Annotated in this window: 15 protein-coding genes; 10 read left to right on the top strand and 5 right to left on the bottom strand. The window is 64.4% G+C overall.

Annotation, left to right across the window (positions count from 1 at the left end; translation table 11 throughout):
- Window positions 1–2: 2 nt before the first annotated feature.
- Window positions 3–815, bottom strand: a complete 813-nt coding sequence (locus tag L0B83_RS12640) for a class I SAM-dependent methyltransferase (protein ID WP_372461194.1) — start codon at window positions 813–815, stop codon at window positions 3–5.
- Between the two features lie 128 nt (window positions 816–943).
- On the opposite strand from L0B83_RS12640, the gene L0B83_RS12635 reads away from it, so the two are divergent.
- Window positions 944–1,690 (top strand): phosphoglyceromutase, encoded by a 747-nt coding sequence (locus L0B83_RS12635; protein ID WP_234758805.1) that lies wholly within the window; start codon window positions 944–946, stop codon window positions 1,688–1,690.
- 164 nt (window positions 1,691–1,854) lie between these two features.
- On the opposite strand, the gene phoU is transcribed toward L0B83_RS12635, so the two are convergent.
- Entirely contained in the window at window positions 1,855–2,508 is a 654-nt protein-coding gene (gene phoU / locus L0B83_RS12630) for a phosphate signaling complex protein PhoU (RefSeq protein WP_234758804.1), read from the bottom strand.
- Between the two features lie 207 nt (window positions 2,509–2,715).
- Here phoU and L0B83_RS12625 point away from each other — a divergent pair, with 207 nt between their 5' ends.
- Together L0B83_RS12625 and L0B83_RS12620 are read left to right on the top strand one after the other, a co-directional pair.
- Complete coding sequence (locus tag L0B83_RS12625; protein ID WP_234758874.1) at window positions 2,716–3,921, top strand: sensor histidine kinase; 1,206 nt, start codon at window positions 2,716–2,718, stop codon at window positions 3,919–3,921.
- On the top strand, window positions 3,918–4,598 hold the full coding sequence (locus L0B83_RS12620) for a winged helix-turn-helix domain-containing protein (RefSeq protein WP_059388662.1): 681 nt from the start codon (window positions 3,918–3,920) through the stop codon (window positions 4,596–4,598). The genes L0B83_RS12625 and L0B83_RS12620 overlap by 4 nt, the downstream gene beginning before the upstream one ends.
- Before the next feature lie 117 nt (window positions 4,599–4,715).
- Here L0B83_RS12620 and L0B83_RS12615 read toward each other — a convergent pair whose 3' ends face one another.
- A complete protein-coding gene (locus tag L0B83_RS12615) occupies window positions 4,716–5,312 on the bottom strand; it encodes a hypothetical protein (RefSeq protein WP_234758873.1) in 597 nt (198 codons plus the stop codon).
- A gap of 296 nt (window positions 5,313–5,608) precedes the next feature.
- Between L0B83_RS12615 and L0B83_RS12610 the strand changes: the two genes are divergently transcribed.
- From L0B83_RS12610 to rlmB, 5 genes are all read left to right on the top strand, one after another.
- Window positions 5,609–6,091, top strand: coding sequence for a CarD family transcriptional regulator (locus L0B83_RS12610; protein ID WP_011690592.1), 483 nt, complete (start codon window positions 5,609–5,611; stop codon window positions 6,089–6,091).
- Window positions 6,092–6,230: 139 nt separating this feature from the next.
- Window positions 6,231–7,013: a 2-C-methyl-D-erythritol 4-phosphate cytidylyltransferase gene (gene ispD, locus L0B83_RS12605; RefSeq protein WP_234758803.1), complete on the top strand. Its 783-nt coding sequence runs from the start codon at window positions 6,231–6,233 to the stop codon at window positions 7,011–7,013.
- Entirely contained in the window at window positions 7,013–7,549 is a 537-nt protein-coding gene (gene ispF, locus L0B83_RS12600) for a 2-C-methyl-D-erythritol 2,4-cyclodiphosphate synthase (RefSeq protein ID WP_372461193.1), read from the top strand. Before ispD ends, ispF begins: the two co-directional genes overlap by 1 nt.
- Window positions 7,550–7,606: 57 nt before the next feature.
- Window positions 7,607–9,070 carry a cysteine--tRNA ligase gene (gene cysS, locus L0B83_RS12595; RefSeq protein WP_234758802.1) on the top strand — a complete coding sequence of 488 codons (1,464 nt, stop codon included), beginning with the start codon at window positions 7,607–7,609 and terminating at the stop codon, window positions 9,068–9,070.
- Between the two features lie 79 nt (window positions 9,071–9,149).
- Window positions 9,150–10,145, top strand: coding sequence for a 23S rRNA (guanosine(2251)-2'-O)-methyltransferase RlmB (gene rlmB, locus L0B83_RS12590; protein ID WP_234758801.1), 996 nt, complete (start codon window positions 9,150–9,152; stop codon window positions 10,143–10,145).
- 56 nt (window positions 10,146–10,201) lie between these two features.
- On the opposite strand, the gene L0B83_RS12585 is transcribed toward rlmB, so the two are convergent.
- Entirely contained in the window at window positions 10,202–11,014 is an 813-nt protein-coding gene (locus L0B83_RS12585) for a carbon-nitrogen hydrolase family protein (RefSeq protein ID WP_234758800.1), read from the bottom strand.
- Window positions 11,015–11,296: 282 nt separating this feature from the next.
- Between L0B83_RS12585 and glgX the strand changes: the two genes are divergently transcribed.
- The gene (glgX, locus tag L0B83_RS12580; RefSeq protein ID WP_234758799.1) at window positions 11,297–13,402 is read left to right on the top strand and encodes a glycogen debranching protein GlgX; all 2,106 of its coding nucleotides are present in this window, start codon (window positions 11,297–11,299) and stop codon (window positions 13,400–13,402) included.
- A 5-nt stretch (window positions 13,403–13,407) separates the two neighbouring features.
- Window positions 13,408–13,767, top strand: coding sequence for a barstar family protein (locus L0B83_RS12575; protein ID WP_234758798.1), 360 nt, complete (start codon window positions 13,408–13,410; stop codon window positions 13,765–13,767).
- A gap of 44 nt (window positions 13,768–13,811) precedes the next feature.
- Here L0B83_RS12575 and glgP read toward each other — a convergent pair.
- The coding region (glgP, locus tag L0B83_RS12570) for an alpha-glucan family phosphorylase (protein WP_234758797.1) at window positions 13,812–15,203 on the bottom strand (1,392 nt) is incomplete at its 5' end.

Below are 15,203 nucleotides of genomic sequence, written 5' to 3'. Positions count from 1 at the left end.
GTTCAGGCCGGGGCCACCGCTGACCAGTCGACCGTAACTTCCCCCAAGCGCCAGCGCGACGTTCCGTCCTGAAGGGGCCAACCGGCGTCGCGCATTGATTGGCACATGGCCGTCCACCGCTGCCTGTTGCCGAACGACGCAAGGGGTGCAGCCTCCAGCCATGCCTGGTCAAGGGCATTCAGGAACGCATATATCCGTTCACCCGGGACATTACGGTGGATGAGTGCTTTCGGCAGGCGTTCGGCGACGTCGGAGGGCAGGTCGAAACCGCCGAACCGCATGGACAGGCTCAGGCTCAACGGCCCGTTTGAATCCAATGCAACCCACGTCACCCTGCGGCCGATTTCGTCGCACGTGCCGTCGATGAACAACCCCCCGGGAGCCAGGCGTGACTGCACCAGGCTCCAGATTCCGGCCACGTCGGACTCCTCGTATTGCCGCAGCACGTTGAAGGCCCGCACCAACACGGGATTGCCTGGGACAGGAACCTCGAAACCGCCTACGTGGAAGCTGAGCCCGGGCCTTTCCAAGGATTTGGCGATCCGGACGCGTTCGGGCTCGATCTCGATGCCGCACACGCGGACGTCGGCGCGGACGGCCTGCAGCCTTTCGAAGAGTTCGACGGCGGTGGCCGGGGACGCGCCATAGCCGAGGTCGACCACCAAGGGGTCGACGGCGGAGCGTAGCCGCCATCCCTGCGGGCCTGCCAACCATCGGTCCAGGCGGCGCATGCGGTTGGGGTTGGTGGTGCCCCTGGTGACATTGCCGACGGGTTTGCCGCGTCTTCCTTGCACCCGCTCCGCTTTTTGCACCACCGTCCCACTTTATCTTCCAACGCGGGGTCACTTACGGCCCATCCGGAACCCCAACATGGGCGCTAAGTGACCCCGCGTTGCGCGTAACGCCCGGCAACGGCGGTGCATGATCGCTTAGGATGAAGACCATGACTTACAAGCTGATTCTGCTGCGCCACGGCCACAGCGACTGGAACGCCAAGAACCTGTTCACCGGCTGGGTGGACGTCGACCTGAACGACCAAGGCCGCGAGGAAGCAGCGCGCGGTGGAGAGCTTCTGGTCGAGAACAACGTTCTCCCGGACATCCTGTACACGTCCCTGCTCAAGCGGGCCATCAACACCGCGAACATCGCCCTGGACAAGGCGGACCGCGGTTGGATCCCGGTCAAGCGCGACTGGCGCCTCAACGAGCGCCACTACGGAGCCTTGCAGGGCAAGGACAAGGCCCAGACCCTCGCCGAGTTCGGTGAAGAGCAGTTCATGGAATGGCGCCGCAGCTACGACACCCCGCCGCCCCCGCTCCCGGACGACAGCGAGTTCTCGCAGGTCAACGATCCCCGCTACGCCGGCCTGGGGGACGCCCTCCCGCGTACCGAGTGCCTCAAGGACGTCCTCATACGCCTCCTGCCGTACTGGGAATCCGACATCAAGGAAGACCTCAAGTCGGGCAAGACCGTCCTGGTCACGGCGCACGGCAACTCGCTGCGGGCACTCGTGAAGCACCTTGACGGCATCAGCGACGGCGACATCGCGGGCCTCAACATCCCCACAGGCATTCCGCTGGTCTACGAGCTGGACGAGGACTTCCAGCCGATCAACCCCGGCGGAACCTACCTTGACCCCGAGGCCGCGGCTGAGTCCATCAAGGCTGTAGCCGCGCAAGGCAAGAAGTAGCAAGAAACAAGCTTGTGACNTTGACCCCGAGGCCGCGGCTGAGTCCATCAAGGCTGTAGCCGCGCAAGGCAAGAAGTAGCAAGAAACAAGCTTGTGACAGAACGACGCCGGCCGGCCCACCTAGCGAGGTGGGCCGGCCGGCGTCGTTCTTCGATAAACCTTGGCTAGAAGCCTTCCGGTTGCCATTCACCGGTGACCAGGTAGGTCACTTTGCGGGCAACCGAGACGCCGTGGTCGGCGAAACGCTCGAAGTAGCGGCTGGCGAGGGCCACATCCACGGTGGTGGTGGCAGTCTCGGCCCAGGCAGGATCCGCGATTGCCCGGAAGACGCTCAAGTGCAGGTCGTCCACGCGGAGGTTGAGCTTGAGGATGTCGCGGGCAACTTCCAGGTCGCGGGATTCCAGGAGGAGCGTGACCTTCTGGACGATTTCGAGGTCGAGGCGCGCCATGTCCTTGAAGGTCGCGGTCAGCTGCTCGGGGATCACAATCGCCGGGTAGCGCAAACGGGCCAGCTGGGCCACGTGCCGGGCGAGGTCACCCATGCGCTCCAGGGACGCGCTCATCCGCAGCGAGCCGACAATCATCCGGAGATCGCTTGCCACCGGACCCTGGAGGGCCAGGATGTCGATGGCCCGCTCGTCCAGGCCGTTCTGCAGGAAATCGATCCGCGCATCGGCCGCAATGACTTCCTCGGCAAGATCGATGTCGGCGCCTTCGAAGGCTGTGGTCGCGTTCTGGATCGCCTCGGTGACCAGCTTTGAGATCTCGATAAGGTCCTCACCCACCTGGATGAGCTCCTCCTGAAAAACCTTGCGCATGGTGGCGTCCTCTCCTCGGAAATCTCCTCCGCGCCCCTCTGGCGGCGCGGAAATCATCACAGCTAACTCGTGTCCAACTGCTAAGACTTGCAGCGGTCAATGAACGGTTGCGCATCTTTAGGTGAACGTTAGCTGAATCGGGGCCGTTTGATGACTGTTACATATTTTTGCAGTGTTTGGACCGCATAAGCTAGATCCGTGGATCCAGTGCTCATCGGTGTCATCGCAGGTCTAGTCGGCCTGGCGTGCGGCGTCTTTGGCGTGCTCGCGTTCAGGCTCAGTGAGCGGCAGCGGAAGATCGTGGACCTGGACGTCACCGAGCCGCTGCTTCCGGAGGGAGCCGCGGAGGTGCTGTCGGTCGTCGGGCGTGCTTTCGTCGTCGTGGACGCGATCGACGGCGTGGTCCGGGCCAGCCCGGCGGCCTATGCGTACGGCCTCGTGAGGGGCCACACGGTGGTGCATAAGCAGCTGCTGGACATGACAGCCAAGGTCCGGCGCGACGGCGTGATCCTGGAAGAAACGTACGAGTTGCCGCGCGGCCCGCTGGGCAAGGGAACCATCGTGGTGCAGGTGCGGGCAGCCATGCTCGGATGGGAATATATCGTCCTGCTGGCCGATGACCGCACTGAAATCACCAGGACCGAAGAGATTCGCAACGACTTCGTGGCGAACGTCTCCCACGAACTCAAAACACCGGTGGGCGCCATCTCCCTGCTGGCCGAGGCGCTCGAGGCAAGCCCGGACGACGAAGAAGCCGTCCGACGCTTCGCCAAGCGGATGCACAAAGAATCCACGCGGCTCGCCGCGCTCGTGCAGGACATCATCGAGCTCTCCCGGCTCCAGGGCGCCAACGTGGCGCAACAAGGGCACGCCGTGGATATCAATGCAGTGATCGCCGAAGCCGTGGATCGTTCGCAACTCCCGGCAGAACTCAAGAACATCAAGATAGTGGTCGGCGGGCGCTCGGAAACAACCGTGTTCGGCGACCAGGACCTGCTGGTGACAGCCTTGCGGAACCTGATCGACAACGCCGTCCGATATTCGCCGGAGAACACCCGCGTGGGAGTGGGCGTCCGCGCCAAAGAGGGCGTGGTGGCCATTTCCGTCACAGACCAGGGCGACGGGCTCAGCCCCGAGGACCAAGAGCGCATCTTCGAACGCTTCTACCGCGTGGATGCGGCGAGGTCCCGGCAGACCGGCGGAACGGGCTTGGGCCTGAGTATCGTCAAGCATGTGGTGTCCAACCACGGCGGCGAGGTCACCGTCTGGTCCCAGCTCGGGCAAGGTTCCACTTTCACCATCCGCCTTCCGGAGATGGAAGGCCAGGAGAACGACGACGCCGGGGCGAAGCCCCGCAGCATGATTCAAACGACGGGCGCCGTACGCGCCCTAGAGCAAGGAGCTGGCGCTTGAGCAGGATTCTTATCGTGGAGGACGAAGAGTCCTTCAGCGACCCTCTGTCCTACCTGTTGGGCAAGGAAGGCTTCGATGTCCAGGTTGTGGACAACGGCAGCGACGCATTGGTGGAGTTCGACCGCAACGGGGCAGACCTCGTACTGCTGGACCTGCAGCTTCCAGGAACGCCCGGCACCGAGGTGTGCAGGCAACTGCGGCAGCGTTCCAGCGTCCCGGTCATCATGCTGACCGCCAAGGACTCGGAAATCGACAAGGTAGTTGGCCTGGAGCTCGGCGCGGATGACTACGTCACCAAGCCGTACTCCTCAAGGGAGCTCGTGGCGCGTGTGCGTGCCGTGCTGCGCCGCCAAGGCGAACCGGAGGAACTCATCACGTCAACCGTGCAGGCCGGACCTGTCCGGATGGACATCGAGCGTCACGTGGTGAGCGTCAATGGTGAACAGGTATCCCTTCCGCTGAAGGAATTCGAGCTCCTTGAGATGCTCCTTCGCAATTCGGGCCGCGTCCTCACCAGGGGGCAGCTGATCGACCGCGTCTGGGGTTCCGACTACGTGGGCGACACCAAGACCTTGGATGTCCATGTGAAGCGCCTGCGCAGCAAGATCGAACCGGACCCCTCGGTTCCCCGCTACCTCGTGACGGTCCGGGGCCTGGGCTACAAGTTCGAGCCCTAAGAGCCGCGCGGCCAGCAGCGCCCGGAATGGCCAGGGCAAGCTGCAAGAGCGAAGACAAAGAAAGGGCTCCCGCCACGTTCTACGTGGCGGGAGCCCTTTCTTGTGGCCGCTGAGGGTCTAGTGGCCCGTGGCGCTTGCGCTCGGCTTCGGCGTGGCGCTGGTGCCCGGGGTCGCGCTGCTGCTCGACGTCGCGCTGGTGCTGGGGGTAGCGGAACCGCTGACCGACGGGCTAGGAGACGCGGATACCGTGGGGAGGTACTTTTCGTATTCCTTCAACGAAGCATCCAGGACCGGGAACTGCACGTTGCGGGATTCGGAGCCGGTCTTGATGGTCACCGGAACCAGGGAACCCGGTGCTCCGCCGCTCGGGCTCAAGATCACGGCTTCGTAGTTCTCGTTGAGGTAGGTCTGGGACTTGGCCTTGACCGGAATGGTCGCCGTTGACCCGCCGGAGCCGCTGATGGTCAGGGTTGCATCGTTCGAGGAGGTGTTGAACACGGCGCCAATGACGCGTCCTGGCTTGTTGGCGTCCTTGGAGACGATGAGCATGTTGCGCAGCTGAAGCGGACCGAGGTCGTCCCTGACGCCGTCAGACGGAGAGTACTGCTCGTTGGTCTGCTGGGGGTTGATATAGCCACAGCCGGTCACGGACAAGAGACCGATGCTGATGGCGGCCGCCGCCATCGCCAGTTTGCCGCGCTGGACACGGTTCATCGCAGTAATGCGCACGACACGTACTCCTCTAAGAGTCATTGGAACACTTTTCAGCCCTTAGCCTATCGGCAAACTGGCAGGAACAAGGATTCCGATCACCATTGTGGCGGCCTTCCAGAAGGAGTAGGGTCGCCCGCAACGCTGCCTCCAATGCACTTTTATCCCCTCCCGTCAAGAGGGTCCAGGAGGGCTGAAGAGGCCAATTTCCGCGTATTTACTGGGTTCCGGACCCCTTTCCGTGCCAATCGTATGCCTTAAGCGTGATAAACTGGTCTGCGGGAAAGGGGAAAGTCCACATGGTTTTTGAGGTCGGCGAGACAGTAGTTTACCCTCACCACGGTGCAGCAAAAATTGAAGAAATCAAGATGCGCACCATCAAGGGCGAAGAGAAAATGTATCTCAAGCTCAAGGTGGCTCAGGGTGATCTGACCATTGAAGTTCCAGCAGAAAACGTAGACCTTGTTGGGGTTCGCGACGTAGTGGGCAAGGAAGGTTTGGAGCACGTATTTGACGTTCTCCGTGCCGAGTTCACTGAAGAGCCCACCAACTGGTCCCGTCGCTACAAGGCAAACTTGGAGAAGCTTGCTTCCGGCGACGTCATCAAGGTTGCGGAGGTCGTCCGCGATCTTTGGCGCCGTGATCACGATCGCGGCCTTTCCGCAGGCGAGAAGCGGATGCTGGCCAAGGCCCGCCAGATTCTGATTTCAGAACTGGCATTGGCTGAGAAGACCGACGAAGAGAAGGCCGCAAGCGTTCTCGACGAAGTTCTGGCTTCCTAACAGAGATTCAAAGATTTGAACCCCGGTGGCGACTTGCCGCCGGGGTTTCCTTTTGCCCGCCGGTGTCCGGGCGTGTCCGGGCGTTCCCGCCCGTGTCCGGGCGTGTCCGGCCGGGCGGGCACCACGTAGGCTTGGGCCCATGACTACACCATCCCGACGCGAGGCTACCGCCGTCGTCGTCGTCGCCGCAGGCTCCGGTGAGCGGCTTGGCTACGGCATGCCCAAGGCAAGAGTGCCGTTGGGCGGCGACACGATTTTGACCCATGCGCTTCGTGGCGTCGCGTCGGCAGACGTCGCCCGCCAGATCTGCGTGGCCGTCCCCGCCGGGGACCTGGAGCTGCGCAGGCTTTGCGAAGAATTCCGTCAGGAGCTGGGCGCGGACGATCCGCTGATCACAGTGGTCGACGGCGGATCCACCCGTGCCGATTCAGTCCGCGCCGCGTTGGGGGCGGTCCTTGAGGGAACGCGCTCCGTGCTTGTCCACGACGCCGCGCGTGCGCTGACTCCAGACCGGGTCTTCCATCGCGTCGCTGACGCCCTCGCGTCGGGCGCCAAAGCGGTGATCCCCGCCATTCCAGTGGTGGACACAGTCAAGATGGTCGCGGAAACCGATGGGGACGACGCCGGAATCGCGCCGGAGATCGTCACGGGCACCGCCCCGCGTGAGCAGCTGCGCGCCGTGCAGACTCCGCAGGGATTCGACCTTGAGACCCTGGTTCGTGCCCACGCGGCGGCCGCGGCATTCGACGAGAAGCAGTCGGCGGCAGTCACGGATGACGCCATGCTCGTCGAGGTCCTTGGCGTCCCCGTCCACGCGGTCCGGGGTGCCAGCCAGTCCCTCAAGATCACCACGCCGTTGGATCTCATCATTGCCGAAGGCCTTCTGGAGGGGCCGCTCGGAGCCCGTTGGGTGGAAGGCTGATGGGCGTGGCAGCCGGGACCCCGCCGATGAACCTGCCGCGCACCGGCATCGGGGTGGACGTGCACGCCTACGCACCTGAGGACGATCCGCAGCCACTGTGGCTCGGCGGGCTGTTTTGGGAGGGGGAGCGCGGACTTTCGGGGCATTCCGACGGCGATTGCGTCGCCCACGCGGCTGCGGACGCCCTCTTCTCAGCCTGTGGCATCGGTGATCTCGGCACGCACTTTGGCACGGACCGGCCCGAATTCGCGGGCGCATCCGGGGTGAAACTCCTGGGGGAGGCTGCCAGGATCGTCCGTGCCGCCGGTTTTGAAATCGGAAACGTGGCGGTGCAGTTTGTTGCCAACCGGCCAAAGTTCGGGCCGCGGCGTGAAGAATCGCAGCGTGTCCTCAGTGCCGCGGCGGGGGCTCCCGTCAGCGTGACGGCGACCACCAGCGATGGCCTGGGCTTCACGGGACGAGGTGAGGGCATTTCCGCCGTCGCCACGGCCCTTGTCTATGCCGTGCCGGCCGCGCCCCCAAGCGACGGCGACTGAGCCGGGACGGACGGCGCACAACGGAGGCAGGCGGTCCGCATCCGCTAATCTGGAGCGGTGACCCTGCGCTTTTACGACACCGCATCCGCCGAAGTCCGCGACTTCGTTCCCCTTGAAGCCGGCAAGGCCAGCGTCTACTACTGCGGTGCCACCGTGCAGGGAATGCCGCACGTCGGACACGTCCGTTCCGCGATCGCCTTTGACCAGTTGACGCGTTGGCTCGAATACCGTGGCCTGCGTGTGACCGTTGTCCGCAACGTCACGGACATCGACGACAAGATCCTGGCCAAGTCGGCGCAGTCGTTCGGCCCGGATTGGGCCGAGGAACCCACCGCCAAAGCCGAGGAAGAATGGTGGGCCCTGGCCTACCGCTACGAGCAGGAATTCGAACAGGCCTACGACATCCTGGGCGTCTCCCGCCCCACCTACGAACCCCGCGCTACCGGCCACATCCCGGAGATGCACGCGCTCATCCAAAGGCTCATCGACCGCGGCCACGCCTACCCCGCGCAGGACGACTCCGGCGATGTGTACTTCGACGTCCGCTCCTGGAGCAAATACGGCTCCCTGACGCGCCAGAACATCGACGACATGCAGGGCGCCGCCGACGTCGAGCCGCAATTCAGCAACAGGAAGCGCGATCCCCGCGACTTTGCGTTGTGGAAGGGCTACAAGGAAGGGGAGCCGACGACGGCGAGCTGGGTTTCGCCGTGGGGAACCGGCCGGCCGGGTTGGCACCTTGAATGCTCCGCGATGGCAACGAAATACCTGGGCCAGCAGTTCGACATCCACGGCGGCGGATTGGACCTCCGCTTCCCGCACCACGAAAACGAAATGGCACAGTCGCAGGCCGCGGGCGACGGGTTCGCCAACTTCTGGCTGCACAACGGCATGGTCACCTACGCGGGCGAAAAGATGTCCAAGTCGGTGGGCAACACGGTGAGCCCTGCGGAAATGCTGGAGCTCGCGAGCCCGCGGGTCGTCCGGTACTACCTTGGCCAGGCGCAGTACCGCTCCGTCCTGGACTACAGGCCCACGTCGCTCCAGGAGGCCGCGGCCGCCGTGGAGCGCATCTACGGATTCATTGCCAAAGCCTCGAAGAAGTTCGGTGGCGAGTTCACCGCACATCCTGAGTCGAGTCCCGTGCCGGACGCTTTCGCCGCAGCCATGGATGACGATCTCAACGTCCCGCAGGCACTTGGCGCCCTGCACGAAACTGTCCGCGCCGGAAATACGGCGCTGGCCTCCGGGGATGACGCAGCCGCCCGGAACGCGCTGCAGGCCGTGATGGCCATGACCACCGTGCTCGGACTGAACGATGCCCGCGGCGAAGTCCAGGAGAATTCCGGGACTGCCCAGGCCCTGGAAGTCCTCGTGGAAGCACAGTTGCAGGCGCGCGCCGAGGCGCGTGCCAAGAAGGACTGGGCTGCGTCCGACGCGATCCGCGACATTCTCGCGGCGGCCGGTATCGCCGTCGAGGATGGCTCTGACGGCGCAAGCTGGAGCTTCAAGCGGGACTGAACTGGCGCCGTCGTACCGGTTTAAGTTGATTCAGTAGACTTGATTGCAGACTTACTCAACACAATCAAGGGTGGAATTCATGGCCAACAACGGTCGCCGGGCTGTCAAAAAGAAGAAGGGCCCCACCACCGGAACTGGTGGCCACGGTCGAAAGGCCCTGGAAGGCCGGGGTCCGACCCCCAAAGCCGAGGACCGCGAGTACCACAAGGCTTACAAGAACAAGCAGCTCGCTGAACGCGCCGCGGCCAAGCGCGCCGCCGGCGGCGCCGTCCGCTCTACCACGGGTGCCCGCTCCGGCCCGAAGGGCCGGGCAACCGAGGAAGTAGTCACCGGACGCAACTCCGTGGTGGAGGCGCTCCGCGCCGGAATCCCCGCGAAGGCGCTGCACGTCGCCATCCGGATCGAGATGGATGACCGCGTCAAGGAGTCCCTCAAGATCGCCGCTGAGCGTGGCATCCCGCTGCTGGAAACCGGCAAGCCCGAGCTGGACCGCATGACCGACGACGCCGTCCACCAAGGACTCGTGCTGCAGATTCCGCCGTACGAATACGAGGACGCCTACGAGCTCGCCGAGGAAACGGTGGAGAAGTGGAAGAAGGGCCACATCGCCAACGCGCCCCTCTTCGTTGCCCTCGACGGCATCACCGATCCCCGCAACCTGGGCGCCATCATCCGCTCGGTGTCGGCATTCAGCGGACACGGCGTGATCGTCCCGGAACGCCGCTCCGTCGGCGTCACCGCTTCGGCGTGGAAGACCAGCGCAGGCGCGGCAGTCCGCGTCCCCGTGGCCCGCGCAGCCAACCTGAACAACGCCCTCAAGCAGTTCAAGCAGATGGGGATCTTCGTTCTGGGCTTGGACGGCGACGGCGATGTCTCGCTGCCGGATCTTTCCCTGGCCACCGATCCGGTGTGCATTGTTGTGGGTTCCGAGGGCAAGGGCCTGAGCCGCCTTGTCCGCGAAAACTGCGACCAGATCATCTCCATCCCGATCGACTCCGCCATGGAATCCCTCAACGCCTCCATGGCCGTGGGCATCTCCCTGTATGAAGTCTCAAGGCAGCGCGCGGCGAAATAGCAAAGAGGGTGGCGGCGCAGCCGCCATCCTCGGCGCCGTCCCGCTAACCTCGCAGCTTAGAAATCGCGGCGGTTGGCGAGGACCGGGAGCTTGGCTCTTGCGTCCTCGACCGCTGCGGCGTCCAGTTCCGCGAACAAAAGGCCGGGTTCGGCGTCGAGCTCCTCCAGCACGCTTCCCAAGGGGGACACGACCACGGAGTGCCCCACTCCGGTAGGCGCCGCGCCCCTGGGTTCACGCCCCTGGGTGGCGGGATCGCCTTGGCCGCACGCCAACACGAAGGTTGTTGTGTCGATCGCCCTGGCCCGCGCGAGCAGCTTCCACTGCTCCGCCTTCCCGGGTCCGGCTCCCCACGATGCGGCCACGATATTCACCTCGGCTCCGCGCTCGGCGTTGGCCGTGAAGAGGGCCGGGAAGCGGATATCGTAGCACGTGGCCAGGCCAAAGGTGAGGCCTCCGGCGTCGAACGTCACCGGATCGGTGCCGGCATCGACGGTGTCCGATTCCGCAAACCCGAATGCGTCGAAGAGGTGGATCTTGTCGTAGCTGGTGTCCACCCCGGGCCCGGTAGCGATCAGGGTGTTCCGGACCTTGCCGTTGCTGCTGCCGTCGGAAGCCACCCCGGGGGTGAACATTCCCGCCACGATCACGATCCCAAGATCCTGGGCAATCGTCCGCACCCTGCTGGCCCATGGGCCGTCGAGGGGCTCGGCGATGTCGAGCAGGGAATTTCCGAATGCACGCATGGTCGCTTCTGGGAACACCACGAGGTCTGCGCCACCCTCCTTGGCCCGGCGCGCATAGTCTTCCAACAGGGTCAGGTTGTCTTCCAGCTCGCGGCCACTGATGAGTTGAGCAAGAGCGATTCGCACAATTACCTCCGCATTGGTGTATAGCCAAAGTATGCAACGACCGCGCCGAGGATACGAACTCATCCGCATGCGTCCGGGCGTCCTCGGCGCCACCGAAATAATCCGTCCGAACAACCGGTTTCCCGAAAAGGGCAACGAGCCCGGGGATGCGACGTTTCAGCAGGTGAGCGCCTTGTATGCGCCCCTTGTGGCCGGCGGTGTGCGTCCGGCCGCAGCGCGCGGGCACTGTCATATGGGCCGCGGGCAGGGGAGAATTGGCGCCGGAGACTAAACTCTCAACTAATGGTTATGCCGATTTTTGACACAGCGTCCACAGTGGCCTCGCGGCCGTCGCCGCTCGGGCTGAGTGTCCCGCTGCCCGGGAAATCGAACCGCGAAACGTCCGCACCGGACCGGGTCAACGTCGCTGTATGGGCACCAGGACTCGCCCGGGTCGAGATCGCCTATAAAGCCCCCGGCGACTCCTGGAAAGTCCACACCCTCCCCAAACTTGAGGACGGCGTGCACCACGGGATCGTGGACGGGCTGCCGGTCGGCACCCGGTACGGCTTCCGGGCGGCAGTCCACGAGGACGCGCTTCCGCTGTCGGTTCCTGCTCCGGACTTCGACACCGACGGCGCTGAGCAGCTGTTGCTGGATCCTTACGGTCGCGCGGTGCACCAGCGCGGAGAACTACTGACGTCCGTGCGGATGGACTCGGCTTTCGATTGGGGCGGGGACCGTCCGCTGCGCACACCGTGGCGGGACACCATTGTTTACGAGGCCCACGTCCGCGGCCAGAGCATGCTGCATCCGGATATTCCGGAACACCTTCGCGGCACCTACGCGGGCATGGCCCACCCCGCCATGATCGAACACTTCCAGTCCTTGGGAGTCACGGCTGTCCAATTGCTTCCCGTCCACTTCCATGTCGACGAGCAGCACCTGCAGAATCTGGGCCTGACCAACTATTGGGGTTACAACACGGCAGCCTTTTTTGCGCCCCACTCGGACTACGCCACCCAGGCCGCCCAGCAGGCCGGGCCCCACGCCGTCCAAGATGAATTCAAAGGCATGGTGAAGCTCCTGCATGCCGCCGGGATCGAAGTGATCCTCGACGTCGTCTACAACCACACGGCTGAAGGCGGCCCCGACGGCGACACCTTCAGTTTCAGGGGCCTGGGCGAGGAGCGGTACTACCGCCACGATGCCCACGGCCGGTACCTCGATACGACGGGCTGCGGCAATACCCTCAACTTCGCGGAGCCGAGGGTGGTGGACCTGGCCATTGAGTCGCTCCGTTATTGGGTTGAAGAATTCCACATCGACGGTTTCCGTTTCGACCTTGCCGTGACCCTGTGCCGCAATGCGGGCAACGAGTTCGATCCAGGGCATCCTTTCCTGAAGCGCATCGCGGAGGACCCGGTCATCTCCAAGACCAAGCTCATTGCCGAGCCGTGGGATGTGGGCTATGGCGGCTGGCAGACGGGGCGGTTCCCCAAGGGCTGGGTGGATTGGAACGATCACTTCCGTGACGGGGTGCGCCGTTTCTGGCTTTCGGACCGGGGCGCTGCCGACGCCGGGCAGTCCGGAGGCAACGTGGGGGCGCTGGCGGAAGCTTTGACCGGCTCCGCCCGGGTCTTTGAACCCTCGGGGCGCTCAAGGCTCGCCTCCCTCAACTTCATCACCGCCCACGACGGTTTCACGCTTGCCGACTTGGTGTCCTACGACCGTAAGCACAACGAGGCCAACGGCGAACAAAACCGCGACGGCCACGGCGACAACTGCAGCTACAACCACGGATTCGAAGGGCGAACGGAGAACGAGAGGATTCTCGCGGCCCGTGCCCTGTCGAAACGGAACCTCATGACCACGTTGATGATCTCCATCGGCGTGCCCATGATCACCGCCGGCGACGAGCTTGGGCGCACGCAACAGGGAAACAACAACGCCTACTGCCAAGACAACCCCCTGACGTGGATCGACTGGACCCAGACACCCGAATCGCATGACATGCTCCGGAGCACCAAAAGGGTGATCCGGCTCCGGAAGGACTTCCTGCAGGCCCAGGACGCGGGCTTCCCGGACAAGGGGACGGGCCTGGACTGGTTTGATGAAGAAGGCAAGCCCATGACGGCGGCCCGTTGGAACGATCCCTCGCTGCGGGTCGTGCAACTCTTGCTGAGTTCCGAGGGCGGCGCCTACCGCGGCTTGGTCGTGATCAACGGGAAGAAGGATGACCAGAAGGTCGTCCTGCCCAAACTTCTCGCCGACTCCGGTGCCGGTCACCGGATGTTCGAGCTTCGCCTGACGACCTCCGAGCTCAACGACCGCAGGCAGGGCGCGCTGGTCGCGGCAGGCGAGCGGGAAATCATCCAAGGCAACACCCTCAACATCTACCGCACCTAGGAACCATGAAGATCTATTCCGCAGACACGTGGACACTGGAAGAATTGCAGGATCAGGTGTCCGACGCCGGCCGCCGCACCGTGATGGTGCCGCCGGCGGCAAGCAAGAAGGCCGTCTTGGAAGTGTTCGGACAGGTGCTCGATTTCCCCGAGTACTACGGGGTGGACCTGGATGCGCTCAACGATTCACTGCACGATTTCGCAGACAGCGTGTCCGAGGATGACCAGCCACCCGTCACCCTGATCTGGCAGGTCCCGGCGGCGTACCGGACGGACCGGTCTTTCGGAGTGGTGTGCGAGATCCTCCAGGACGCAGAGTCCTACTCAGGGCGGGACCTCGCCGTCATCGCAGTGTTCCAGCAGTAGCGCGGATTGGCCGGCCGGGCATCGCCCGCCCGGCCAGCCTGCCGCTACGCGTTGACGATCAGCCCGAGTTCGGCCTTCGAGGCGAGGGCCGGGTGCTTCGGGAAGACCCGGACGGTGTAGCCGAAGGATCCGGAGCGGTTGATCAGGATGGTCCCGGTGAACAGGTGGCGGCCGTTGCCGAGGTCCTCGAAGGCGCTCAGCTCGGCCTTGGTGATGTCCTCCAGCTCATCGCTTTCTTCGGCCCGCCCGTAGGCCACCTCAACCGAGACATCGTCCGGTGTCAGCGTGTGGAGTGCGATGTAGGCGTTGACCTGGAGGGTGTCGCCGATCTGCGGTTCCTCGGAGACGCCGATGGAATCGACGTGTTCCACCATCAGTTGCGGCCAGGCGTCGCGGACCTTCGTGATCCAGGCCGCCAGTTCCTTGGCTTCCTTGAACGAGCCAGCTTCGGCGCGCCGTCCCGACTCCGCCGCCGGGCGGTAGAGGGTGTTGACGTAGTCCTGGAGCATCCGCTCGGCCGAGACGGCCGGGCCGAGGTGGGCCAGGGTGTGCTTGATCATGGACACCCAGTGCGTCGGTACGGCTTCCGGGCCGGACTGCGAGGGCCCGGCCGCGCCGGCGTCCGCGGAGACCGTGGAGCCGTAGAAACGCGGAGCCACCTGGGTTTCCAGGAGCTCATAGAGCGCGGCGGCTTCGATGTCATCGCGTTCGGTCGCGGTCGCGTCGTTGTTCGCAGTCGGGATCGCCCAACCGTTCTCGCCGTCGTACATCTCATCCCACCAGCCATCCAGGACCGAAAGGTTCAGGGACCCGTTGATGGCCGCCTTCATCCCCGAGGTCCCGCAGGCTTCCAGGGGCCGGAGCGGGTTGTTCAGCCACACGTCGCAGCCCGGGAACAGGGTGCGGGCCATCGCAATGTCGTAATTGGGCAGGAACACGATCCGGTGCCGCACGGCGGGATCATCGGTGAACTTCACCAGATCCTGGATCATTTTTTTGCCCGCGTCATCGGCCGGGTGGGACTTGCCGGCGATGACCAGCTGGATGGGGTGCTTCGGGTGCAGCAGCAGCGCCTTGAGCCGGGCGGGGTCCCGCAGCATCAGGGTCAGCCGCTTGTAGGTCGGTACGCGCCGGGCGAACCCGATCGTGAGCACGTCCGGGTCCAGCACCGTATCAGTCCAGCCCAGCTCCGCATCAGCCGCTCCGCGCATCTTCCACGACGCCCGGAGGCGGCGCCGGACGTCCTCAACCAGGGACACGCGGAGTTGCCGCCGGAGCGCCCAGACGTCCTCGTCGCTGACGTTGTAGGCAAGATCCCAACGGCCCGAGGCTTCTGCCTCGGTTCCAAACTGTTGGCGTGCCAGGGCCGAAATACGCGGATCCACCCATGTCGGCACGTGGACGCCGTTGGTGACGGAGGTGATGGGGACTTCGGA

Origin of the sequence: Arthrobacter alkaliphilus (genome assembly GCF_021483235.1) — a bacterium.
Taxonomy (GTDB): domain Bacteria; phylum Actinomycetota; class Actinomycetes; order Actinomycetales; family Micrococcaceae; genus Arthrobacter; species Arthrobacter alkaliphilus.
This window is presented reverse-complemented; position numbering and strand designations above follow the sequence as displayed.

What these genes read in the sequence shown, in the direction of transcription:
- L0B83_RS12635 (WP_234758805.1), top strand. Translation starts at nt 944, where the DNA reads ATGACTTACAAGCTGATTCTGCTGCGCCACGGCCACAGCGACTGGAAC.
- phoU (WP_234758804.1), bottom strand. Translation starts at nt 2,508, where the DNA reads ATGCGCAAGGTTTTTCAGGAGGAGCTCATCCAGGTGGGTGAGGACCTT.
- L0B83_RS12615 (WP_234758873.1), bottom strand. Translation starts at nt 5,312, where the DNA reads ATGAACCGTGTCCAGCGCGGCAAACTGGCGATGGCGGCGGCCGCCATC.
- L0B83_RS12610 (WP_011690592.1), top strand. Translation starts at nt 5,609, where the DNA reads ATGGTTTTTGAGGTCGGCGAGACAGTAGTTTACCCTCACCACGGTGCA.
- ispD (WP_234758803.1), top strand. Translation starts at nt 6,231, where the DNA reads ATGACTACACCATCCCGACGCGAGGCTACCGCCGTCGTCGTCGTCGCC.
- ispF (WP_372461193.1), top strand. Translation starts at nt 7,013, where the DNA reads ATGGGCGTGGCAGCCGGGACCCCGCCGATGAACCTGCCGCGCACCGGC.
- rlmB (WP_234758801.1), top strand. Translation starts at nt 9,150, where the DNA reads ATGGCCAACAACGGTCGCCGGGCTGTCAAAAAGAAGAAGGGCCCCACC.
- glgX (WP_234758799.1), top strand. Translation starts at nt 11,297, where the DNA reads ATGGTTATGCCGATTTTTGACACAGCGTCCACAGTGGCCTCGCGGCCG.
- L0B83_RS12575 (WP_234758798.1), top strand. Translation starts at nt 13,408, where the DNA reads ATGAAGATCTATTCCGCAGACACGTGGACACTGGAAGAATTGCAGGAT.